This is a genomic window from Streptomyces sp. NPDC051219 (assembly GCF_040682335.1).
Classification (GTDB): Bacteria; Actinomycetota; Actinomycetes; order Streptomycetales; family Streptomycetaceae; genus Streptomyces.
The window spans coordinates 176,942-198,752 of record NZ_JBFBAS010000002.1 but is presented as its reverse complement, the minus strand read 5'-3'; the positions used below and the strand labels follow the sequence as shown (position 1 = coordinate 198,752).

Annotated in this window: 21 protein-coding genes and 1 pseudogene; 16 read left to right on the top strand and 6 right to left on the bottom strand. The window is 71.2% G+C overall.

All coding sequences use genetic code 11. From position 1 onward, the window contains the following. Positions 1–25: 25 nt before the first annotated feature. On the bottom strand, positions 26–472 hold the full coding sequence (locus tag AB0M62_RS03650; RefSeq protein WP_366072446.1) for a hypothetical protein: 447 nt from the start codon (positions 470–472) through the stop codon (positions 26–28). Positions 473–622: 150 nt separating this feature from the next. Then, positions 623–934, bottom strand: a pseudogene (locus tag AB0M62_RS03645) (DJ-1/PfpI family protein); the annotation flags it as partial. Positions 935–1,208: 274 nt separating this feature from the next. Here AB0M62_RS03645 and AB0M62_RS03640 point away from each other — a divergent pair. From AB0M62_RS03640 to AB0M62_RS03625, 4 genes are all read left to right on the top strand, one after another. Then, complete coding sequence (locus AB0M62_RS03640) at positions 1,209–2,207, top strand: helix-turn-helix domain-containing protein (protein WP_366072445.1); 999 nt, start codon at positions 1,209–1,211, stop codon at positions 2,205–2,207. 141 nt (positions 2,208–2,348) lie between these two features. Then, positions 2,349–2,807, top strand: a complete 459-nt coding sequence (locus tag AB0M62_RS03635) for a DoxX family protein (protein ID WP_366072444.1) — start codon at positions 2,349–2,351, stop codon at positions 2,805–2,807. Positions 2,808–2,892: 85 nt separating this feature from the next. After that, positions 2,893–3,996, top strand: a complete 1,104-nt coding sequence (locus tag AB0M62_RS03630; protein ID WP_366072443.1) for an LLM class flavin-dependent oxidoreductase — start codon at positions 2,893–2,895, stop codon at positions 3,994–3,996. A 107-nt stretch (positions 3,997–4,103) separates the two neighbouring features. After that, on the top strand, positions 4,104–4,736 hold the full coding sequence (locus AB0M62_RS03625; protein WP_366072442.1) for an FMN reductase: 633 nt from the start codon (positions 4,104–4,106) through the stop codon (positions 4,734–4,736). 52 nt (positions 4,737–4,788) lie between these two features. Here the strand turns inward: AB0M62_RS03625 and AB0M62_RS03620 are convergent, their stop codons facing one another. Continuing rightward, on the bottom strand, positions 4,789–5,436 hold the full coding sequence (locus AB0M62_RS03620) for a hypothetical protein (RefSeq protein ID WP_366072441.1): 648 nt from the start codon (positions 5,434–5,436) through the stop codon (positions 4,789–4,791). 180 nt (positions 5,437–5,616) lie between these two features. Between AB0M62_RS03620 and AB0M62_RS03615 the strand changes: the two genes are divergently transcribed. The 8 genes from AB0M62_RS03615 to AB0M62_RS03580 all read left to right on the top strand — a co-directional run bounded on the left by AB0M62_RS03615 (position 5,617) and on the right by AB0M62_RS03580 (position 15,471). After that, positions 5,617–7,467 carry a helix-turn-helix domain-containing protein gene (locus tag AB0M62_RS03615; RefSeq protein WP_366072440.1) on the top strand — a complete coding sequence of 617 codons (1,851 nt, stop codon included), beginning with the start codon at positions 5,617–5,619 and terminating at the stop codon, positions 7,465–7,467. Next, entirely contained in the window at positions 7,388–7,567 is a 180-nt protein-coding gene (locus tag AB0M62_RS03610) for a hypothetical protein (protein WP_366072439.1), read from the top strand. The genes AB0M62_RS03615 and AB0M62_RS03610 overlap by 80 nt, the downstream gene beginning before the upstream one ends. A 73-nt stretch (positions 7,568–7,640) precedes the next feature. Next, entirely contained in the window at positions 7,641–10,685 is a 3,045-nt protein-coding gene (locus AB0M62_RS03605; protein WP_366072438.1) for a DEAD/DEAH box helicase, read from the top strand. Then, complete coding sequence (locus tag AB0M62_RS03600; protein ID WP_366072437.1) at positions 10,682–11,920, top strand: SWIM zinc finger family protein; 1,239 nt, start codon at positions 10,682–10,684, stop codon at positions 11,918–11,920. The genes AB0M62_RS03605 and AB0M62_RS03600 overlap by 4 nt, the downstream gene beginning before the upstream one ends. A gap of 76 nt (positions 11,921–11,996) precedes the next feature. After that, entirely contained in the window at positions 11,997–12,590 is a 594-nt protein-coding gene (locus AB0M62_RS03595; protein WP_366072436.1) for a NucA/NucB deoxyribonuclease domain-containing protein, read from the top strand. 121 nt (positions 12,591–12,711) lie between these two features. Then, on the top strand, positions 12,712–13,311 hold the full coding sequence (locus AB0M62_RS03590) for a hypothetical protein (RefSeq protein WP_366072435.1): 600 nt from the start codon (positions 12,712–12,714) through the stop codon (positions 13,309–13,311). 212 nt (positions 13,312–13,523) lie between these two features. Further along, positions 13,524–14,573, top strand: coding sequence for a phosphatidylinositol-specific phospholipase C domain-containing protein (locus tag AB0M62_RS03585; protein WP_366072433.1), 1,050 nt, complete (start codon positions 13,524–13,526; stop codon positions 14,571–14,573). Between the two features lie 283 nt (positions 14,574–14,856). After that, positions 14,857–15,471: a chaplin gene (locus AB0M62_RS03580; RefSeq protein WP_366072432.1), complete on the top strand. Its 615-nt coding sequence runs from the start codon at positions 14,857–14,859 to the stop codon at positions 15,469–15,471. Positions 15,472–15,478: 7 nt separating this feature from the next. Here the strand turns inward: AB0M62_RS03580 and AB0M62_RS03575 are convergent, their stop codons facing one another. Further along, complete coding sequence (locus tag AB0M62_RS03575) at positions 15,479–16,153, bottom strand: DUF2293 domain-containing protein (RefSeq protein WP_366072431.1); 675 nt, start codon at positions 16,151–16,153, stop codon at positions 15,479–15,481. A 107-nt stretch (positions 16,154–16,260) separates the two neighbouring features. Between AB0M62_RS03575 and AB0M62_RS03570 the strand changes: the two genes are divergently transcribed. Then, the gene (locus AB0M62_RS03570; protein ID WP_366072430.1) at positions 16,261–16,992 is read left to right on the top strand and encodes a hypothetical protein; all 732 of its coding nucleotides are present in this window, start codon (positions 16,261–16,263) and stop codon (positions 16,990–16,992) included. A gap of 493 nt (positions 16,993–17,485) precedes the next feature. Then, positions 17,486–17,959, top strand: coding sequence for a cupin domain-containing protein (locus AB0M62_RS03565; RefSeq protein WP_366072429.1), 474 nt, complete (start codon positions 17,486–17,488; stop codon positions 17,957–17,959). Between the two features lie 184 nt (positions 17,960–18,143). Here the strand turns inward: AB0M62_RS03565 and AB0M62_RS03560 are convergent, their stop codons facing one another. Next, positions 18,144–19,583 carry a WGR domain-containing protein gene (locus tag AB0M62_RS03560; protein WP_366072428.1) on the bottom strand — a complete coding sequence of 480 codons (1,440 nt, stop codon included), beginning with the start codon at positions 19,581–19,583 and terminating at the stop codon, positions 18,144–18,146. 256 nt (positions 19,584–19,839) lie between these two features. Between AB0M62_RS03560 and AB0M62_RS03555 the strand changes: the two genes are divergently transcribed. Continuing rightward, positions 19,840–20,385, top strand: coding sequence for a DoxX family membrane protein (locus AB0M62_RS03555; RefSeq protein WP_366072426.1), 546 nt, complete (start codon positions 19,840–19,842; stop codon positions 20,383–20,385). A 27-nt stretch (positions 20,386–20,412) separates the two neighbouring features. On the opposite strand, the gene AB0M62_RS03550 is transcribed toward AB0M62_RS03555, so the two are convergent. Beyond that, positions 20,413–20,898 carry an anthrone oxygenase family protein gene (locus AB0M62_RS03550; RefSeq protein WP_366072425.1) on the bottom strand — a complete coding sequence of 162 codons (486 nt, stop codon included), beginning with the start codon at positions 20,896–20,898 and terminating at the stop codon, positions 20,413–20,415. 125 nt (positions 20,899–21,023) lie between these two features. On the opposite strand from AB0M62_RS03550, the gene AB0M62_RS03545 reads away from it, so the two are divergent. After that, on the top strand, positions 21,024–21,653 hold the full coding sequence (locus AB0M62_RS03545) for a uridine kinase (RefSeq protein ID WP_366072424.1): 630 nt from the start codon (positions 21,024–21,026) through the stop codon (positions 21,651–21,653). The last annotated feature ends 158 nt before the right edge of the window (positions 21,654–21,811 follow it).

Below are 21,811 nucleotides of genomic sequence, written 5' to 3'. Positions count from 1 at the left end.
TGCGGCCCTTTCACGTCGTTCACCGTTACGCCCCCGTGGTGGAACCGGGACGGACGATCATCAGGACGGTGACCGTCGCCCACAGAAGGTTGAACATTCCCGTGTACATGGCCAGCCGGGCCGCCGACGCGCCGTCGGGGGCGGCGACCAGCGCGTTCTGGCCGGGCAGGACGAACAGGATGAGCAGGGCGGCCGCGAGCGCCGTGAGGCCGATCGAGACGATCAGCCAGATGTCGCCCAGCACCCCGAGGCCGATGGCGGTCGCGAGCCCGAAGACGGGTACGACGACGCCGACGGTGGCGTAGACCCGGCAGATGCGGTGCAGGGTGGCCAGGACGGCCCGGGCATGGGCGTCGCTGGGGGCGTCCGCCGCTCTGCGGGTGGCGGCGGGGAACATGCTGGCCGCCACGGTCACCGGCCCTATGGCGATGATCGCGGCCAGGACGTGTACGGAGAGAAGGAATTTGGTCATGGAACGGGTGCCTGTTCGTCCGGGATGGGGGCCGGAGGGCCGGGATGTGGTGGGGGAGTGCGGGTGGGGCAGTGCGCGGCCGGGGGCGTCTCTTCGACAAGGCCGGGAGACCGGGTCGGGCCTGAATTCGGACGGCCCCCTGCACGGGGGTCAGAGGGACACAGGGACGAGGCCGCCGTTCCGCCAGACCGTGCCCCGGCGTTCGTACGCGAAAAGCCGCTCCACCGCGTGAGCGACGCGCGGCCCGAGCTCCCGTTCCAGCAGGTGCAGGCCGAGATCCAGGCCCGAGGTGACCCCCGCGCCGGTCACCAGGTCGCCGTCGTCGACCACCCGGGCGTCCACCGCGTGCACTCCGGTGGAACGCAGCACGTCCAGCCCCAGGTGGTGGGTCGTCGCGTGGCGGCCTGCGATGAGTCCGGCCATCGCCAGCAGCATCGAGCCGCCGCACACCGTGGCCACGGTCGTACCGTCCCGGTCGCGCGCGATGACATCCAAGGGGTCGAATCCGTCGAACAGGACGATCTGGGCGTGCATGGGCAGCGTGCCTTCCGGGGCTGGGGGAGGCTGCCCCGGGCGGGGAGCCGTCGCCGACGCTAATCGGGCCACCGGGAGGCGGAACAGTGGCGAGATTGCCACCTTGCAACGGGTTCTCGCCAGGCGTCTGTGCCGGTCTCCTGGTATCCCCGAGCCTGTCACCGAGGGTGGGCGGGAATCCGTACGGCGCATAATTGCCGCCATGCATACGGTCGCCGTTCTCGCCCTCGACGGGGTCATCGCCTTCGACCTGTCCACCCCCATCGAGGTGTTCGGGCGCACCCGGCTGCCCGACGGCCGCTCCCCCTACCGGGTCCGTGTCTGTGCCCCGACCGCCGGAGCGGACGTCGACGCGGGTGCCTTCGTCCTCCGGGCGCCGTGGGGCCTGGACGAACTTGCCGATGCGGACACGATCATCCTGCCGGGCCTGGAGAACCCCACCGCGCCCGTCCCCCGCGAGGTGCTCGACGCCGTGCTCCGGGCCGCCTCCAGCGGCACCCGCATCGCCTCGATCTGCTCGGGTGCCTTCACCCTCGCCGCCACCGGGCTGCTGGACGGGATGCGCGCCACCACCCACTGGGTGGCCGCCGCCCTGCTCGCAGAGCGCCACCCCGCGGTCGAGGTGGACCCGGAGGTGCTTTATGTCGACAACGGGCAGTTCCTGACCTCGGCCGGTGCCGCTGCCGGCCTCGACCTGTGCCTGCACGTGATCCGGAGCGACCACGGGTCCGCGGTCGCCGCCGATGCGGCGCGGCTTTCGGTGATGCCCCTCGAACGCGATGGCGGGCAGGCCCAGTTCATCGTCCACCAGCAGCCTCCTGCTCCCCGCGGCTCGGTCATGGAGCCGCTGCTGCGGTGGATGGAGGAGAACGCCCGGCGGGAGCTCACGCTCGACGACATCGCCGGCCATGCCGGGATGAGCACCCGCACCTTGAACCGGCGCTTCCGCGAACAGACCGGAACCACGCCTCTGCAGTGGTTGCACCGTGCCCGGATCCGCCAGGCCCAGTATCTGCTGGAGACCACCACTCAACCGGTGGACCGGATCGCGGACCGGGTGGGCTTCGGTTCGCCCACCGCATTCCGCGACCGCTTCAGGCGCCTCACCGGCACCAGCCCGCACGCTTACCGCAGGGCCTTCCAGGGTCCGGCCGCGGCCGGACCGGTACCGGCAGCTCGCGTTGCGGAAGGAAGTGCCTGAAGCCGGGCCGCCGGCCGGCTCGGCGCGCGTGCAGGTATTCGGCGGTCGGACACAAGGCGGGCGAGCGATGAGTTTCGCGCGGCCGTCCGGTCTGTCCCGGTGAAGACACGCCCCGCCGCAAGGTTTTTCGAGGAGACCGACATGTCCGACGCAGCAACCCCCACCGTGACCGCTTCCGCAGGCCCCGCGGCCGTCACTCCCGCCGCCCACCGCCCGGGCCGCCGTGTGCGGATCGCGCTGCGCGCCCTTCAGGCCGTACTCGCCCTGTTCTTCGGGATCGCCAGCGCCTTCCCCAAGCTCGTCGGCCACTCCTCGGCAGTCGAGTCCTTCGACAGGATCGGCTTCGGCGACTGGTACATGCACCTCATCGGAGGACTGGAGCTCGCCGGGGCCGTCGCGCTGCTGATTCCCCTGCTTTCGGGGGTGGCGGCGTTGGCGTTCATCGGCCTCATGATCGGCGCCTTCGTCACCCAGGTGACCGTGTTCGACGGTCAGTACGCGATCACGCCGCTGATCCTGATCGTGCCGCTCGCGCTGGTCGCGTGGACGCGCCGTCGGCACAACGCCGAGCTGGTCGCCCTGCTGCGCCGACGGGCGTAGCAGGGCGCGGCCTGCGGGAATAGACGCGAGAGGCAGTCGGTTCCACGATGTAGTTGAACAATCAACAACATTGATGGGGCTTGCCATGCAATTCGGGATTTTCACCGTCGGAGATGTGACCACCGATCCCACCACCGGCCGGACGCCTAGCGAGCACGAGCGGATCAAGGCCATGGTCGCCATCGCGCGCAAGGCCGAGGAGGTCGGTCTCGATGTGTTCGCGACCGGCGAGCACCACAACCCGCCGTTCGTCCCGTCCTCCCCGACGACCATGCTCGGTTACATAGCGGCGCAGACGGAACGGCTGATCCTCTCGACGTCCACGACTCTGATCACAACGAACGACCCGGTGAAGATCGCCGAGGACTTCGCGATGCTGCAGCACCTGGCCGAGGGCCGGGTGGATCTGATGATGGGACGTGGCAACACCGGCCCCGTCTACCCCTGGTTCGGCCAGGACATCCGCCAGGGGATCCCGCTCGCGATTGAGAACTACGCGCTCGTGCACCGGCTGTGGCGCGAGGACGTGGTCGACTGGGAGGGCAGGTTTCGCACGCCGTTGCAGTCCTTCACCTCGACTCCGCGGCCGCTGGACGGCGTACCGCCGTTCGTCTGGCACGGCTCGATCCGCAGCCCGGAGATCGCCGAGCAGGCCGCCTACTACGGCGACGGTTTCTTCGCCAACAACATCTTCTGGCCCAAGGACCACTTCCAGCGCCTGATCGGCATCTACCGGGAGCGGTACGCGCACTACGGTCACGGCACCCCCGAGCAGGCGATCGTGGGCCTCGGCGGCCAGGTCTTCATGCGGAAGAACTCGCAGGACGCGGTACGGGAGTTCCGCCCGTACTTCGACAACGCTCCTGTGTACGGGCACGGGCCGTCCCTGGAGGACTTCACCCGCGAGACGCCACTGACGGTCGGCAGCCCGCAGGAGGTCATCGAGCGGACGCTGACGTTCCGCGAGTCCTTCGGCGACTACCAGCGCCAGCTGTTCCTGATGGACCACGCCGGCCTGCCGCTCAAGACGGTGCTGGAGCAGCTCGACCTGCTGGGCGAAGAAGTCGTGCCTGTGCTGCGCGAGGAGTTCGCCAAGGGCCGGCCCGCCGAGGTGCCGGACGGGCCGACGCACGCGGCGCGCGTCGAGGCGGCGGCCGAGGCCGACGCGGAGACCCTTCCGGCGGTCTGACCGGGGACGGGAGACAGACCGTACACCGAAGACCGAAGACCGAAGACCGAAGACCGAAGACCGAAGACCGAAGACCGAAGACCGAAGAAGGAGTGAGGAGAAGATATATGGAGCCCATCAAGCTGGTCGTCGTCTCGGCCGGCCTCAGCAAGCCGTCCTCGACCCGCCTGCTGGCCGACCGCATCGCCGAGACCGCCCGGCGCCGGCTGGCCGAGGACGGGCGTACGTCCGAATTGCAGGTGATTGAACTGCGCGATCTCGCCACGGCGATCGCACACAACCTGGTCACCGGGTTCCCGGACGCCGAGCTGCGTGACGCTGTCGAGGCAGTCACCGGTGCGGACGCGCTGATGGCGGTCACGCCGATCTTCTCCGCTTCCTACAGCGGTCTGTTCAAGTCGTTCTTCGACGTGATCGACCAGGACGCGCTCGCCGGGAAGCCCGTACTCATCGCAGCCACCGGTGGTACGGCCCGTCACTCGCTGGCCCTGGAACACGCGCTGCGGCCGCTGTTCGCGTACCTGCGTACGCAAGTCGTGCCCACAGCTGTGTTCGCGGCTTCCGAGGACTGGGGCGGCTCTGGAGACACGCGTACGGACGGTCTGTCCGCCCGCATCGCTCGTGCCGCCGGCGAACTGGCCGGTCTGCTGGGCCGGCTGCCCTCGCCGGAAACCGCGCCGGACCAGGCGCCCGATGAAGTGGTCCCCTTCGAGGAGCAGTTGGCGGCGATCCGCGCCTGAGGGAACATCGGCGGGCCCCCTGCCCCCCCGTGCAGGGGGCCCGCCCGGCTCGTCAGTGGAGCTTGTTGACGGCCGTGGTCGTCGTCTTCTTGAACCTCGTGACCGGCGCGTCACCGAGGTGGCCCATTTGGGACCAGTGGACGACGGTCACGGTGCTGCCGTCGCGCCCGATGCCGTAGAGGTGCACGCCCGGTTCTGACTCGGGGACCGAGGTGTGCACGCCATATACGTGGGCGCCTTCCTCCACCCGCACCGGGCCGTAGTCCTGCCAGCTTGCCGTGCCGCCCGGCGTCTCGCGCAGCCAGTCGGCCGCGCAGCCGGCCACGGCCTTCTCGACCGCGGCGGCCAGCTTGCCGGCTGCGGTGGGGGAGGAGGCCCGCACCGAGATCTGGCTTGCCCCGGTGTCGAACTCCGTACCGAAGCTGCGGTGCCAGGCGCCCTTCGACGGCACCACGCCGTCGAGGCAGAACGGCAGGAACTCCGGCAGCCCACGGGTCACCTTGCCGGCGAACCACGGCGAGGTGGGGTGCGGCGGCAGGTCCGTGCCCTTGATGAAGCCGGGCGCGGTGGCGGCTGCGGTGGTGCTCGCGGCGGCGCTCCCGGGTGCCTGGGCGGTCTGCGTCTGGGCGGTGCCGGGCAGGGTGCATGCGGCCACGGCGGCCGCTGCCACGACGGCCACCGTGAGGGTGCGCTGAAGCATGGATGATTCCCCCGTCTTTCTGTGTGCTGTGCGGTGAACTGCTGTTGCCCCGTCAGCGTCTGAGCTGGAGAGGCGTGAAGGCAACAGAACGCGGCCGATCTGGGACGCCGGAACGGTGGTACGTACGACCACCTGGGGGAATGCACCTGGGGTGGAACGCTGCTGCGGGACGGGAGAACGGTGGAGAAGGCGGCAGAGACCCGGGATTTCGCTGACTGTCTGCGCGGGCTGAAGGAACGCGCGGGCCTCAGCTATGGCACGCTCGCGCGGCGGCTGCACGTCAGCACGTCGACGCTGCACCGGTACTGCAACGGCGACGCGGTGCCCGTCGAATTCGCGACGGTCGACCGCTTCGGCCGGCAGTGCGGGGCGTCGCCGCAGGAGATGGTGGACCTGCACCGCCGCTGGCTCCTGGCCGACGCCCAGCGTGTCCGGGACCCGGCGCGGGGTTCCGTGGCCGACGCCGTACGTGCTCCAGAAGCGGGGCCGGAGCGCGGTGTGGCCCGTGCCGCACCCCAGTTGCAGGCGGTGGATCCGCAACCGGAGCACGTAGGCGACCCGGAGGTGGGAACTCCGCCGCAGGCGGTACCGGCGCCCGCACCGGAGCCCGGCGGCCAGTCGTCACCGGAGCCCTCCCAGCCGCCCGCGACGTGGCCCGGACCGCCAACCGCCGCGTCGCCGGGGCCGCAGTCGGGGTCGGGGCCGCAGTCGGAGTCGGAGTCGGCGTCGGGGGCGGGGTCGGGTGCGCACCCGACCCCAGCTACCGGTTCGCCCGCGGGCGGAGAAGGTGCCGCGAAATCCGGCGTGGAGGCCACGGTGCGATCGGTGCCGGGTGCCGGGTCCAGCCCGGCGCGGCGCTGGGTGGGGCGTCGCCACGCCGCCCTCGCGGCAGCCGTCTGCGCGCTCGTTGCGGCCGTTGTCGCCGTGGACCTCGCCACCGGTTCCAGCGCCGACCCTGCCCGCGGTACCGCTCGCGGGACCGGTGCCAGTTCCGGTCCCGGTTCCGGTCCGGGATCCAGCCCCGGCCGCAGCGTCGGCCCGCCCGCCGCCACGCCGGTGCCCACCGGCACCACGACAACCACCGAACCGGCCGACGGCCAAGGCTCCGCCCCCGGCCGGACTCCGCGCCCGCCCGCACCCGCCGCCACTCCACCCACGGGCCGCCCGCCACTTACCTGGGCCGCCCGTTCCCATGTCTGGCAGCACGGCTGCGACCACAGCTATCTGATCGACCGAGGCCCGAAGGACGTTCCGGCGCCGCCGGTCGAACAGGACGCCTCCGCCTGGGCGGCAGCTCAGCGTGCCGTGCACGGCGGACAGACGGTCGTCGAGATCACCGTGCAGGGCGATGCGGCCGAACCCGCCGTACTCCAGGCCCTGCAGGTACGGGTCGCGGGCCGCCGCGCGCCGCTGCCGTGGAACGTCTACACGATGTCGCAGGGCTGCGGCGGCGTCCTCACGCCTGCCTCGTTCGCGGTGAACCTGGATGTCCCGCGCCCCCTCGCCCGCCCGGTGGCCGGATTCGACGGAGAGAAGGCGCTGCCGGCCGTGACCTTCCCGTTCCGGGTGTCGTCGACGGACCCCGTGGTACTACGGGTCGAGACCGCAACGTCCCGCTGCGACTGCGACTGGTACCTGGAACTCGTCTGGACCCGCTCCGGCCGGTCCGGCACGACGCGGATCGACGACGGCGGCAGGCCGTTCCGTACGAGCGCGGCCAAGGGCCGTCCGGAGTACGGCTATGCGCAGGAGACCGGCCGCTGGGCCACCGACCAGGGAAGGCACCGAGCGGCGACGGCATCGAGCGGCGACGGCACCGGCCTCTCGCAGCACCTGACAGTGACCACTTGGCAGGCACACCGAAACGATTCGCCAGCATCTCGGCCCAGGGAACGGTTGCTGCTGCCCGCCGGACCGGACTGGCGGAAAGAGGCCGGTCGTCCTCCGGGTGATGCCGCCCGTCGAAGACACCCCGGACCTGCCCGAGGCATTCGCCCGGATCGCGCTGGAAGACCTGGAACGGGCGGCTGATCTCGGCGCCGACGAGATCCACTGGGAGCCCGGGCTCACCGGAATCGTCCCCGAGCGCCAGATCGAGGCACTGCAGGCACTGGCCGCCGAACTCGGGTAGCGGGGGCTGTCGGACCTCGCCCGTAGACTCGCAGACCAGGGCAATCCACGGGCACGAGCGGGCGGGAGAGACGGTGGCGCACCGGGACAATCCGTCTCCGGCCGCGGGCGCGGCCGACGCCCTGGCGAGCCTCGCCGCGGTCTTCATCCCTGCCGCGCTGCCGCGCGAGGGCCGCATCGCCTTCTGGTCCCCCACGGGAAGCCCCCTCCCGCATGTGCCGCGCCCGGTCGGCCTGGCCCCCGATCGCCCGGCCGCCATTGCCGAGCCGGCCGGAAGCCTGCTCGCAGCGCCCGGCGCGCCGGACGCCGCCGAGCCGGCCGGCCGGCCGTCGGCGGAGACGGGGGCGGACGGGCGCGGCAGGCTCACCGTCGTACGCCGCCACGGCAGCGGTGGCGGTGTGCGCAGCCAGACCGTTTCCGCCGTCCTGCTGCCGCTCGCCGACGCCCTGCCCCTGCTCGCCCGTGCCCGGCACGATCACGCCGCGCACCCCGCCGCCCGCTGCTGGGGTGCTGCCGCGCTGCACGCCCTGCAGCTCGCGGCTCGTGGCCGGCTCCTGCCGGGGCTGACGGCCGACGACCACGACGCCTGGCGGGCCGGCCCCCTGGACGCCGACGACGTGGCGCATCTGCGGTCCGTCGCTGCGGCCATGCCGTACGAGGCGTACGCCACCCCCCTGCCGGGCCGCCGGCCCCTACAGCTCCCCGAGCCCGAGGCGCTGATACGGGCCTTCCTCGACGCGGTCGCCGACACCCTGCCACGTACGCCCGCTGCCGGTCACGCGTTCGGCGCGCCCTTCGCCGCGCGCGAGCCGCAGCGGCTGTCAGGGCTTCGGGAATGGGCGGCCGAAGTCGCGGCGGGAATGGACGCCGGGGTCGGGATCTCGCTGCGGCTCGACCTCTCCGCGTACGAGCTTTTCGACACTCACGGCGAAGGCGAAGGCCAAGGCGACGGCGACGCCGGGCGGGAACGGAGAGCGGGCGCAGCGGTCGTCCAGGTGCACAGCCTGGCCGACCCGACACTCGTCATCGACGCGGCGCGACTGTGGGCAGGGGAGGCCGGCGACGGCTTCGGGCCACGCGCGCGCATCGATGCCGTACTCGTACTGCGGCGGGCTGCGCGCCTCTGGCCACCCCTCGGCCGGCTACTGGAGCAGCCCACGCCGGACGTACTGCCGTTGGACCAGGACGAGCTGGCCGACCTGCTCGGAATGGCCGCGACGCGGCTCGCCGCTGCCGGGGTCGCCGTGCACTGGCCCAGGGAACTCGCGCGTTCGCTCACCGTCACCGCCGTGGTACGGCCGGCGCCGGGCTCGGCCACGGACGGCACCCCGTTCTTCGACGCGCAAGAACTCTTCAAGTTCCAGTGGCAGCTGGCGATCGGTGACGACCGGCTGAGCGAGGCGGAGATGGACGCGCTGGCCGAGGCGCACCGCCCGATCGTGCGACTGCGGGACCAGTGGGTGGTGGTCGACCCCGCGCTCGTACGCAAGGCGCGCAAACGTGAGTTGGGCCTGCTCGGCCCGGTGGACGCCCTTGCGGTCGCGCTCACCGGCACGGCGGAGGTCGACGGTGCGACGGTCGAGGCCATACCCACCGGCACGCTGGCGACCCTGCGCACGCGGCTCACCACGGACGCCGCCCCGCTTCCGCAGCCGCCCGGGCTGAACGCCACCCTGCGCGACTACCAACTGCGCGGCCTCGGGTGGCTGGACCTGATGACCTCCCTGGGCCTCGGCGGCTGCCTCGCGGACGACATGGGGCTAGGCAAGACGATCACGCTTATCGCCCTTCACCTGCATCGGGCCCGAACCGAGCCCACCCTCGTCGTCTGCCCGGCGTCGCTGCTCGGCAACTGGCAGCGCGAGATCACCCGCTTCGCGCCCGGCGTCCCCGTGCGCCGCTTCCACGGCGCCGGCCGCACCCTGTCCGGCCTCGACGGCGGCTTCGTCCTCACCACGTACGCAACGATGCGGGCGAGCGCAGGGCATCTGGCCACCCAGAGCTGGGGCATGGTGGTCGCCGACGAGGCACAGCACGTCAAGAACCCGCACTCCTCAACTGCCAAGGCGCTGCGGACGATTCCCACGTCCGCCAGGGTCGCGCTCACCGGCACTCCGGTCGAGAACAACCTCTCCGAACTGTGGGCGCTCCTCGACTGGACGACGCCTGGGCTGCTCGGCCCGCTAAAGTCGTTCCGCGCCCGCCACGCCCGTGCGGTCGAAGGCGGTGAGGACCAGGAAGCGGTCGAAAGACTCGCCCGCCTCGTCCGCCCGTTCCTGCTGCGCCGCAAGAAGTCGGACCCGGGCATCGCACCCGAACTGCCACCGAAGACGGAGACCGACCACCCCGTCCCGCTCACCCGGGAGCAGGCGTCCCTCTATCAGGCCGCCGTACACGAGACGATGGCGGCGATCGAGGCGAGCGAAGGCATCGCGCGTCGTGGCCTGATCATGAAGCTGCTCTCCTCGCTCAAGCAGATCTGCAACCACCCGGCTCAGTTCTTGAAAGAGCACAGCCAGAAGGAGCACGGCCCGAGGGCGCACAGCCGGGGAGAACACGGTCCGCAGGGGACCGCCGTCCGCCTCGGCAACCGTTCCGGGAAGCTCGCACTCCTGGACGAACTCCTCGACACGATTCTGTCCGAGGACGGCTCGGTACTGGTCTTCACCCAGTACGTGACGATGGCCCGGCTTCTCTCCGAGCACCTCACCGCCCGCGGCATTCCCTCCCAACTCCTGCACGGCGGAACGCCGGTGGCCCGGCGCGAGGAGATGGTGGACCGCTTCCAGTCCGGTGAGGTCCCGGTCTTCCTGCTCTCCCTCAAGGCGGCGGGCACCGGCCTGAACCTCACCCGGGCCGCCCATGTCATCCATTACGACCGCTGGTGGAACCCGGCTGTCGAGGAACAGGCCACCGACCGGGCCTACCGGATCGGCCAGACCCAGCCGGTCCAGGTCCACCGGCTGATCGCGGAAGGCACGGTCGAGGACCGGATCGCCGAGATGCTGGCGTCGAAGCGCGCCTTGGCCGACGCGATCCTGGGCGGCGGAGAGGCCGCTCTGACGGAACTGTCCGACGCCCAGCTCGCCGACCTGGTCGCGCTGCGGAGGCCGTCATGAGCACCCGCCCCGACGAGCGTCGCCGCACCTTCGACGCGGTCCCGCAAGGCAGCGCGTCGACCTGGTGGGGCCACGCGTGGGTGCGTGCCCTGGAAGAACTCTCCCTGGACGATGGCCGCCTGGCACGCGGCCGTACGTACGCCCGCGAAGGGTACGTCGACACGATCAGCGTGACGCCGGGCCGGATCGTCGCGTATGTACGGGGCAGCCGCGCGCGCCCGTACCGTACGGAGATCCGCCTGCGTACCCTCACCGACGGCGACTGGGAGAGCTTCCTGGACACGGCGGCCGCACATCCGGCACATCTCGCGGCGCTCCTGGACAAGGACATGCCGCACACCCTGGCCGAACTGTCCGCCGACGCGGGCGTCGAGCTGCTGCCCGCCGTGGGCGACCTGCTTCCCGCCTGTACCTGCCCGGACCGCGGCCGGCCCTGCAAGCACGCGGCTGCCCTCTGTTACCGGACGGCCCGCCTCCTGGACGAGGACCCCTTCGTACTCCTGCTCATGCGCGGGCGGGGCGAACGTGAACTCCTGGACGCCCTGTCCCGTCGCAACGCGGCACACGCCGCACGCGAGCGCACCACCGCTCCCGCCACCCCGGGGATCCCGGCCCGCGAGGCCGTCGCCCGCGCTCCGCTCCCCCCGCTGCCGGCGCCGCTGCCCGTGCCCCCACACCCGGCGCACCCCCCGTCGTACCCCGCGGCCGCCGGCGCCCCGGATGCCCTCGCCCTGGACCAGCTCGCCACGGACGCTGCAGTCCGGGCCCATACGATCCTCTCCACATCCCACGACCCCGTCGCGGACCTCACCCCCTGGCAGGACGCCGTCCGCCTGGCCGCGGCACAGCCCGGTTCCGGCCTGGCCGCCCCGACGCGCGCCCTTTACCGGGATCTCGCCACCGCCACCGGCCGCACGCCCACCGCCCTGGCCCGCGCGGTGGCCGCCTGGCGTCAGGGCGGCCCGGACGCCCTCGAGGTGCTGGAAACGCCGTGGGACCCCCCGGCCGGCCCCTTCGACCGGGCCCGCCCGGCCCTGGCGGCGTCAGGTCTGGCGAACCTCCGCCCGTGGCGCAACCACCTGACGGCCCCGGGCGGTTCGCTCCAGCTCCGCCTGGGCCGCGACGGCTACTGGTACGCCTACGAATCGGACCCGGGCCGCGACGACTGGTGGCCCAGGCCCAGGGGCACACCGTCGACGGACCCGGTGGAGGCGGTGGCCCGCCGCGCGTCCTGAGCGGACGGCTCAATCGTTCTTCACCGACGAGGTCGAGTTCAAGACCCTCGACCGAGGCGAGACCGACCCGCGTCTGATGCGATGCGACTCGGCTACCTACTTCACGAACCGTCCCGAGGCCTGTGTCTTCGCCGAAGTGCTGCCGTTCCTGACCTACCAGCTCGGATCCGACCACCAGGGCGTGGCCTTCCACGTCTTCAGCGCTCAGTACTTCCCCAACAGCACCTACCCCAAGCTCGTCCCGGAAGGTCAGCCGCAGCCGCGGGACAAGCGGATTCCCGGCAGGTACGTCCCAGGAGACCCCGCCGCACCCGCACTCCACCGGATCACCGAGCAACTGCATCCCGGCGAGAGTCTCGCGAACAAGAACCACAAGGACGGCGCGTGCTACGGGACCGGCCCCCAGGCCGATCTCTACCGGGACACCGGCCTGCCCACCCGGCCCAATCCCCCCGCGGAGCAGTGTGACGAGTACCCCTTCGCCTCGACGCTCGAGGGAGCCGCGCACCCCTACTGGGACTTCTCCGTCAAGGCGGTACCCCAGCGTGACAACGGCGTCGCGGGAGGACTCCTGCGCTCGTACTACGACCGGGACCGCATGCTGGCCCGGGACTACGACCTGCCTCGGCCGGACCTGACCAACGACCGTTTCTACGTCCACATCCAGTAGCCTCCGCAGGGCTGTGCCATCGCGGGGCCGCCTCCTTCCTTCCGGGAGGGCGGCCCCGCCGTTCATCCGTAGCACGTTCATCCGTTCATCCGTTCATCCGCTCACAGGAGGAGAGCCGAAGATGCGCCGTCCCGCTGACCTCACCGCCCTGTTCGGCGAGGCCTGGAGCGTGACCGTGGCCGGCCTGCCGGTGGAAGAGGCCCTATGGCGCATGGGCGTGGAGGAACCCGCCCCGGCTCCCACACCGCACGAGGTGCTGGACTCACGCGTCCGCGGCCGCACCACGACCAGCCGTGAGGTGATGCTGCTCGGCCGGCAGGCCACAGCGGACTGGTCGCTGATCCTGGAACTCGAAGGCAGCACCGGGTGGATCGGCGCCCAGACGGAGGTGCTCGACGGGCTGGCGGCCTGTCCGGCCGGCATCGCCTGCACCGTCTACCGGGACCCCAACCAGACCCAGGCACTCTTCGCCGGACAGGGCCGGCCACTGGCCGGTCTCGACGCCGACACCGGCCGACGCTGGGGGACGCTCGGCGCGCGCCTGTCCGCGGCACTCACCGCTGCCGGGTTCCCCGCCGGCACCAGTGACCAGGACGCCGAGGGGCCGGACGGCGACGGCGCCCAGCGCACCGCGGGCGTCATCGAGGCCGCCACGGGTTTGTGGCTGACCGAGGGCATGCTCTCCGGCTCGTGGACGGGCGGGCTGTCCGCAGGGCTGTGACAGCGGCGAGCCGCGGGACCAAGGCGCCGGACCGCTTTCCCGGGCTCGCCAGGTGTGCCTACGGCGAACTGTGGTGGCACCCGTCCATGTCGGCGGGGCCGCTCGCGCTTCCGGTGCGCTTCTGAACGTAAGCTGCCGTCTTCCCGTACTTCAGCCAACTCCCTTACTGTGCACCCACATTGACCAGAGTGACCGGTGAGGGTGGGGGAAGTATGAGGACACTGGTGCGTACGGCAGTAACGGGTGCTGCGGCAGGGGCGCTCGCGTGGGCGGGGACTTCGGCGTACGCCGGCCCGGTGAGCGCCGACCCCGTCCAGTCGTCCTACTCGGCGACCACCGGCGTCGGCGTGCACAACGCGTACGAGAAGGCCAAGTACCCGTACTTCGCCGACGCGCTGGACTCCGGCGCCGCCATGCTCGAACTCGACGTGTGGACCAACGTCTTCGGCAGCTCCTGGCGGGTGTCGCACAACAACCCGCTGGGCAACGACAACAACTGCGAGAACGCGGCCAACGCCGGCCAGTTGCGTACCAAGCCGCGTAACCAGAACCTCGCAGGCTGTCTCGCGGACATCAGAGCCTGGCACGACGCCCACCCCGGTCACCGGCCCATCCTGTTGAAGGTCGAGATGAAGGACGGCTTCCAGGGGCGGAACGGCCGCGGGCCCGCCGCCTTCGACGCCCTGCTCACCAGCAAGCTGGGTGACGCTCTCTACCGGCCGGCCGATCTGGCAGGCGGTTGGGCGACGCTCGACGAGGCCGTACGGGCACACGGCTGGCCGACCCGGTCCGCCCTGGCCGGCCGGTTCGTCGTCGAGCTGATCCCCGGCACGGTCGAGGAGGGCAACCCCGCCGACACCCTGTGGACCGACCGGGAGTACGCGACCCACTTGCGGGACCTGGCCGCGGCCGGGCGACTGCGTGATGCGGCAGCCTTCCCCGCCGTACACAAGGCCGGGGCCGGCGACCCGCGCGCGCGGTACGCGGACGCGAGTATCCGGCCCTGGTTCGTCGTCTTCGACGGCGACGCGTCCGCATACGTGGGAGGCGGCATCGATACCGGCTGGTACAACAGCCGGCACTACCTCGTCGTCATGACGGACGCGCACAACGTCCCGCCCGCCATCGACGGCACCAGCCCGACCGAGGCACAGGCACGCGAACGCCTCGCCCTGCTGGCCGGGCGCCATGCGAGCGTCGTGTCGGCGGACTGGTACCCGCTGCCCGCCGTCCTGTCGACAGTCGTGCCGCGCGGCGCCTGACGACGCGGCTCGGTGGCCACCGGCCGGCGACCACCGGCCGGCGACCACCGGCCGGCGACCACCGGCCGGCGACCACTGGACAGGGCTCAGGGCCTAGAAGCCGGCGCGCGTCGGCTCGTGCCGAGGTAGTTCGATAAACCGCCCACTCGATGGAGTGAAAGACGTATGAGCCATAACCCGAATGGCTCCATCGCGTTATTTCCGGTGCGGGTGAGTGCCCGTGAAACCTCCGGAAAGCAGGGAACTGATGAGGCAGGTACGCCGAAACGGTCTGGTAGCCGCGATGATCACGGGAACTGCGCTTACCGGCGCGGGATACGCGCACGCCGACTCGGGCGCCGACGGCAGCGCGACCGGATCCCCCGGGCTGCTCTCGGGCAACACGGTGCAGGTTCCGGTTCACGTCCCGGTGAACGTGTGCGGCAACACCGTGAACGTCGTCGGACTGCTCAACCCGGCAGTCGGCAACAGCTGCAGCAACGCCTCGCACGGCGGCAAGCCCACCTCGCACGCCACGTCGGGTGAGGCGGGCAACCGGAACCGGCCGGCGTCCGGCGGTGCGACCGCCGAAGCCGGAGGAAAGGATTCGCCTGGTGTGCTCTCGGGCAACGGCATTCAGCTCCCCGTCGATGTCCCGGTGAACGTCACCGGGAACTCGGTCAATGTCATCGGTATCGGCAACGCCGCAGTCGGCAACTCCTCCTCGAACAAGCCCGGCCCGCGTCCCGAACGCCCCGCGCCGCCGCAGGAGGCGCCGGTGAATCACACCGTGCCGAAGGACACCGAGCTGGCCAACACCGGTGCGGACGGGCTGGCCGTCGCAGTGCCGGCGAGCGCGGCCCTGCTGCTCGGCGGCGCCATGCTCTACCGCAGGTCGCGCGGCGCCGCCCGGCGCTGACCGTCGCTCATCCGGCTCCCCGCCAGGCCGTGAGTACCGCCTCGATGGCGGCCGCCACCCGGGCACGGGCCTCGTACCGCGGTACCCCAGACATCAGCAGCGCGTCGTACGCAGTGTCGTCGTGGCGTACGGACGCCCGCACCGCGGCCGTCACCGCGCCCTCGTCCAGGGCGCGGCCCGCCGCACTTCGCCCCACCCGGCCGCTGCCGCGGACCGAGGCGTGCGAGGCGACGGCACGAGCCCGCTCGGGCGGACAGCCGGGGAACAATCGCCGGATCTCGGCGGTGAACGCCGCGGTGAACCGCACGTCCTCGGCCGCGCGGCGTACCGCGTCACGCGCGCGCCGACGCGCCCGGGACTCGGAGTCCGCGAGACAGTCGGCCTCGGCGCGGGCCAGTGCCTCCTCCTCGACGAGGACGCCCTGACGCTCGTACCGCCGGCGGCGCTTGCTTAAGCGGAACACGATCGCCGACAGCGAACTGCCCTCACGTGCCCGGCGGGTGAGGGCGGTGTCGCCGCGTGCCAGGTAGACCAGATGCCCCAGGTCGGCGCAGTCCAGGCAGCGCGGCACACCGTCCTCGAGGACCAGACGGGCAAGCGGGCCCTGCCTGCACTCCGCGCAGTGGCGCCGCTTGACCGGCTCGACGACCACGAGGTCCTTGAGCGTAGGAGAGCTTGCCATGCCTGTTTCATACCGACGACCCGAGCGCGGCAACCGTTCGGCCGGTTCGGCCCGCCTGATCAAATAACCGTTCGGGCGGGATGTGTTGAGGCTGATACGTTGCGGACGTGGCGAAACTCAATCAGATCATCGCAGTGGAGAAGGGCGTCAAGTCCAAGTCGCACCAAGACCTGACGGCAGCGCATCACGGCCTGCAGAAGCCGGCGCTGCTTGCGGGCATCTCCCGTGCGTACCAGCCGAAGGACGAGGAGGGCGAGCAGCTGCCGCCCGAGTCCACACGGGTTCAGGTCCAGGCGGAGGACGTACTGCGGGACACCGCGGCCACGCTGACGCGGCTGTTCGATGTGACCGCCACCAAGGACTGGGCCAACTGCACCGCGCGCGCCGATGTGAAGGTGGACGGGCGCACCCTGCTGAGCCAGGTGCCGGTGTCGTACCTGCTGTTCCTGGAGAAGCAGCTCACGGACCTCAATACCTTCGTGCGCAAGCTGCCGGTGCTGGACGCCTCGGAGTCGTGGGTGCAGGATCCGTCGACGGACGCCTGGAAGACCGAGCCGGTCAGGACGCTGCGCACGAAGAAGGTGCCGCGCAACCATGTGAAGGCCGAGGCCACGGAGAAGCACCCGGCTCAGGTCGAGGTGTACTACGAGGACGTGCCGGTCGGGTACTGGACGACCGTGAAGTTCTCCGGGGCACTGCCGGCGCGTCGCGTGAACGAGCTGCTCGACCGGGTGGAGAAACTCCAGCAGGCGGTGAAGTTCGCCCGCGAGGAGGCGAACGGTGTCGACGTCACCGACGAGCGGGTGGGAGACGTCGTATTCGGCTACCTCTTCGGGTAGCGTCAACAACTCCTCGACCGCTGTTGGCGGTCGGGGTGCGCGAGGAGCGCAAGCTGAAACTGAAGCTTGTCGTGACGGACGCGGTTCCAGTGGAGGTTCAAGTCCTCCCCGCGGCACTTCTCTTCACGGGCCGCGGTAGCCCAACTCGGCAGAGGCAGACCGCGATCAATCTCAGACTCTTGCTCCAGACTCAGCATTCGCCGCCGATCGCCGGATCGACCGGGCCCGGGCCTGCGTCGTCGGATGCCGGTTCAAGTCCGGCCCGCGCAGCTTTCCCTTCCGATGCGCGGTAGTTCAAAGGCAGAACACGACGACATGATGACTGACCCGTGCCCTTAAAAGTGCCGGCGTGCGCAACTGGGCGGCAACACAGGGCTCGGGGGCAGGCTACGCCCCCGGGCCCGCTCCTTTCCCGGTTGTTCCCGTGTTCCTGTGGCGGTGGGGCGGGGGCCGGTAGCGTGTGGGCGTTTCAGCCGACTGGGGAGGGGTTCACATGCGCGGTGGCAAGCAGCAGGGTTGGATACGCAAGGCCGTGGTGGTGGGCGGTTGCATGGCGGCGCTGGGGCTGGTGCCCTCGGCAGCGCTCGCCACACCCGGCACGGGAGTCTCCGGCACGGTGCTGGCGAAGGGAACCTCGGAAGGGGCCCTGAAAGTCAGAACCAAGGGACCGACCGACGTGGTGGTACGGGAGATCACGGTGCAGCCCGGCGGCTCCACCGGCTGGCACTATCACCCGGGCCAGCTCATCGCCGTCGTCAAGTCCGGCACACTGACGCGGACGCTGGACGACTGCTCGGTCGAAGCGACACCGGCAGGCTCGTCGTTCATTGAGCCCTCCGGACACCGGCACGTCCACATCGGCCGCAATCTCGGCACCGAGCCGGTCGTGCTGTACGTGACCTACATGCTGCCGGCGGGCAGCCCGCTGTCCGTGGACGCCGACGCTCCGAAGTGTGCCAAGGAGTAGTCCAGCTGCTCGTCCGGCGGAGCCGTTTGTGCGGCGCGACTGCGGTGCGCCCCCTTGTAGGCCGGTGTGACCGCGCGTGACCTCTCGCGGCGTACCGGCCACGAGGCGTCCACCGACGCATGACGGAAAGGCGCCGCCCCCACCGCCCTCGCGAGGTGGGGGCGCCGTACCGTCCGGTGCGGTCTCAGACCAGTCGGCGTATCTCCCCGCGGACCCGGTAGAACCCGGCTGACGCCGGGTGCAGGGCGTCGACCACGTAACGCTCGCCCACCTGGCGTATCCCGCGCGGGAACTGGACGTTCCAGGACGGCTCGAAGCCGTCCGAGACGACGTGCACCCGTACCCGGCCGCCTTCCTGGACGCACTCCACCACGACGCCCCCGGCAGGCGGAGAAGACACCGTCGCCACCGCCGTCAACGACGCCGCCGGCGTATAAGTGGGCAACACGGCAGCCGACTTCACGTCCATGGCGACCGGGACCGTGCCCTGCTGGGCGTCGGCTATGGCGGAAGTGCTCGCGTCCACGCACACCAGCGAGCCGTCCGTGGTGACCATGTAGAGCTTGTCGTCCAGGTACTGCATGGACAGAGCCGAGCCGCCGCCCGTACCCAGCTTCCACAGCCGCGTGCCGTCCGCGTCGAAGCAGTACACCGAGGACGCCGAGTCACCGGCGAATACATAACGGCCACCGGGCGCCGTCGCGCACGAGTACACCGCGGTGTCGCAGCCGTACGTCGCTTCCACCGCGCCCGTGGTCTTCGAGAGCCGCTGCACGACATGACGGCCTGTGCCGGCGTACACCGACTCGTCCTCCTGCCAGCCGAACAGCACCGCCCCCGTCGTCGCCGTGTGCCACAACTCCGCGCCGCCGTCGGGGGCGTAGGCCGTCACGCCCCGCTGATGCCCGTGGTAAACCGCCCGCTCGTCGGCCCGGACCATCCACGCGTGCGCGCCGGTCGACTTGCGTGCCCACTGGTATTCGTCCTCGTGGTCGATGACCGTCAGTCCGCCGTTCCGGTCGGCCACATTCAATACGCCCTGGCGGATGTCCAGCCAGAAGATGTCGACATCCGCCGCGATGTCGTAGGCCCCGAACGGCAGCTTCGACGAGAGGTCGTACACCGTGCCGTCGTCGCATCCCGCATAGATCCAGAAGTCGTCCGCGACCAGGCACTTGACGCCGTCCGGCAGAGAGTAGCGGGCGAGCACCTCGCCGCTGTGACTGAGCGTGTAGACATCGCCGGACTGGTTGCCCACCCAGCAGCGGTCCTCGTCGATGTGTATCCCGAAGGCGGCAGCGCCCGTACGGAACCGCCACAGCACCGGCGCCACCGCGCGGGCCGTCGACGGCGCCGACGTCACCTGACGGCGGGTCACCGCCCGGGCCGCTCGCTCTCCCCGCACAGCGGGGGCGTACCCCTTGCGCACCTTCTCGCCTATCTTCCTGGCCGCGGCGGCCTGTGCCTTCTGGGCCGTGGGGAAGGTAGAGGTCTGCAACTGACCGTCCGCGCCGATCCGTCCATAGCGCACCGAGACGGCCGTCCCCTCCACGGTCACCTCATAGAACTTGTGCGCGCCGCCGCCGTCCTGTGACAGCTCCAGATACGTCTTGGTACGAGACATGGCAGACCCCTCCCCACGACGGATCCGACGGCCGTTTCCCGTCGGATCCCACTGCTGAGAACGCTACGGGCCGCCACTGACAATCAAGCCCCGGGGCGGTCGTCGCCCGATTGGCCCAGCAACGGTGCGGCCCGCCCGCCGGGTGCGCGGAGAGTGGATGCGTACGCGTCCGTCCGGCCCACCGGCCGGTGCAGCTCAGCACCCGTCCGTACACCCGTCCCCACAGTCCGCACCGTCCACGCACCGGGAGACATCCATGGCAGCCACGGCATCCTTCAACCGACGCGACCTCGGCCTGCTGACGCTTAGGCTCGGCACCGGGGCCGTACTCGCCGCCCACGGCACGCAGAAGCTGCTGGGCTGGTTCGGGGGCGGCGGCATCGAGGCCACCGCCGCGGCGATGGAGTCCATGGGCTTCAAGCCGGGCAGGCAGAGCGCCATCGCGGCGGGCCTCGGTGAGGCGGGCGGCGGGGCGCTGCTGGCCCTGGGTCTCGCGACCCCGGTGGCCGGCGCGGCCGCGGCCGGGGCCATGGCCGGTGCGGTCTCCGTGCACGCTCCCGCCGGCTTCTTCGCTCAGAGCGGCGGCTTCGAATACCCCGCCTTTCTGGGCTTCACCGCCGCCGGCATCGGGGTGGCGGGAGCCGGCCGCTACTCCCTGGACCATGTGACCGGGCACCGCCTCGACCAGCCCTGGGTCGTCGCGGTGGCCTTCCTGGGCAGCGCGCTCGCTGCGGCGGTCGTGGTCAGCAGGCGCGCCAAGAACCTGCCCGCGGCGGACGACGAGATCGAGGACGAGCAGTAGCCCGCGTCCGTCCGCCCGCGGTCCGGGTCACCTGCCCGCGGTCAGCGCCAGGATGAAACACACCGCGGCCGCCAGGGAGGCCACGGTCCGCACATGGTTGCCGGCTGTCCACTCGCGCACGTAGTCCGTCCAGTACGCCGCGCTCTGCTCCGCCGCCGGATCCATGTCCGCCAGCGCGTTGTTGCGGGGAATGTGGAACGCGAACGTCAGTACCAGCGAGCCGAAGAAGTACACGACTCCGCCCGCCAGCGCCCAGCCGGCCCCCGCCTCGTCCCAGTGCATCAGCGCCACGACCGCAGTCGCGACGGAGAGAACACCCGCACCGAGGAATGCCAGCACGAACCAGGGGATCACCGCGATGTTGATCGACTGCATCGCGGCGATGCCCTGCGGAGCAGGCAGGGCGGCCAGCGCGCGCATGACAGCCGACGAGAAGGCGTAGAACGTCCCGGCCACCAGGCCCGTGCCGAGGGCGGAGAGCAGGGGCAGCGTGAAGAGCAGTCCGTTGTCCATGTGATCAGTGAACCCCCGGACTTGGCTCGGTGGGCATGGTTGAGACGCTCAACTCCGTGCGCGTGCGTCTCGGGCGGCGCCTCGCGGGGTGACCGGCACGGTGTCTCGGGGCGATCATGGGACGCGTGCAGCTGGAAGCGATCACCTGGGAGCGCCTGGCCGAGGCGCTGGCCGAGCATGTGGACGGCCTGAAGGACGGGCCGTGGCTGCGTGTGGCTCTCGACGGGGCCCCGGCCGCAGGCACCGGACCGCTGGCCGAGCGACTTGCCGAGGCGCTGAGACTGCGCGGCCGGTCCGTGCTCGTCATCGGCACCGGCGGGTTCCTGCGGCCGGCTTCGCTGCGCCTGGAGTACGGGCGTGAGGACCCCGACACGTACTTCAGCGGCTGGTTCGACACGGGCGCGCTGTGGCGCGAGGTCTTCGGTCCGCTGGACGCGGACGGCAGCGGTCGGGTGCTTCCGGACCTGTGGGATCCGGTGACGGACCGGGCGACCCGCACCCCCTACACCCGGCTTCCGCAGGGAGGGGTGGTGATTCTGCATGGGCCCCTGCTGCTCGGGCACTGGTTCCCGTTCGATCTGACCGTGCACCTACGGCTCTCGCCCGGCGCTCTCGCCAGGCGCACGGAGGAGGGCGCGCGCTGGACGCTGCCCGCCTTCGCGCGGTACGAGGTGGAGGTCGATCCGGTGGAGGCAGCCGATGTGCTCGTACGCGCGGACGATCCGCGCCACCCCGCGTGGAGCGGAATCCGCTAAGGGCTGGGCTGGGGTGTCCTACGGAAGTGCCCGTCCCGGAAGCGGGATCACACACCTCACCATCGCCGGGGCTCCAGCGCCCGCCGGCGACCGAATCCCAGTGGGTCGAGATCATTCACGGGCCCTCAAGGAGCGTGGTTGACGGCACGTCGACATCG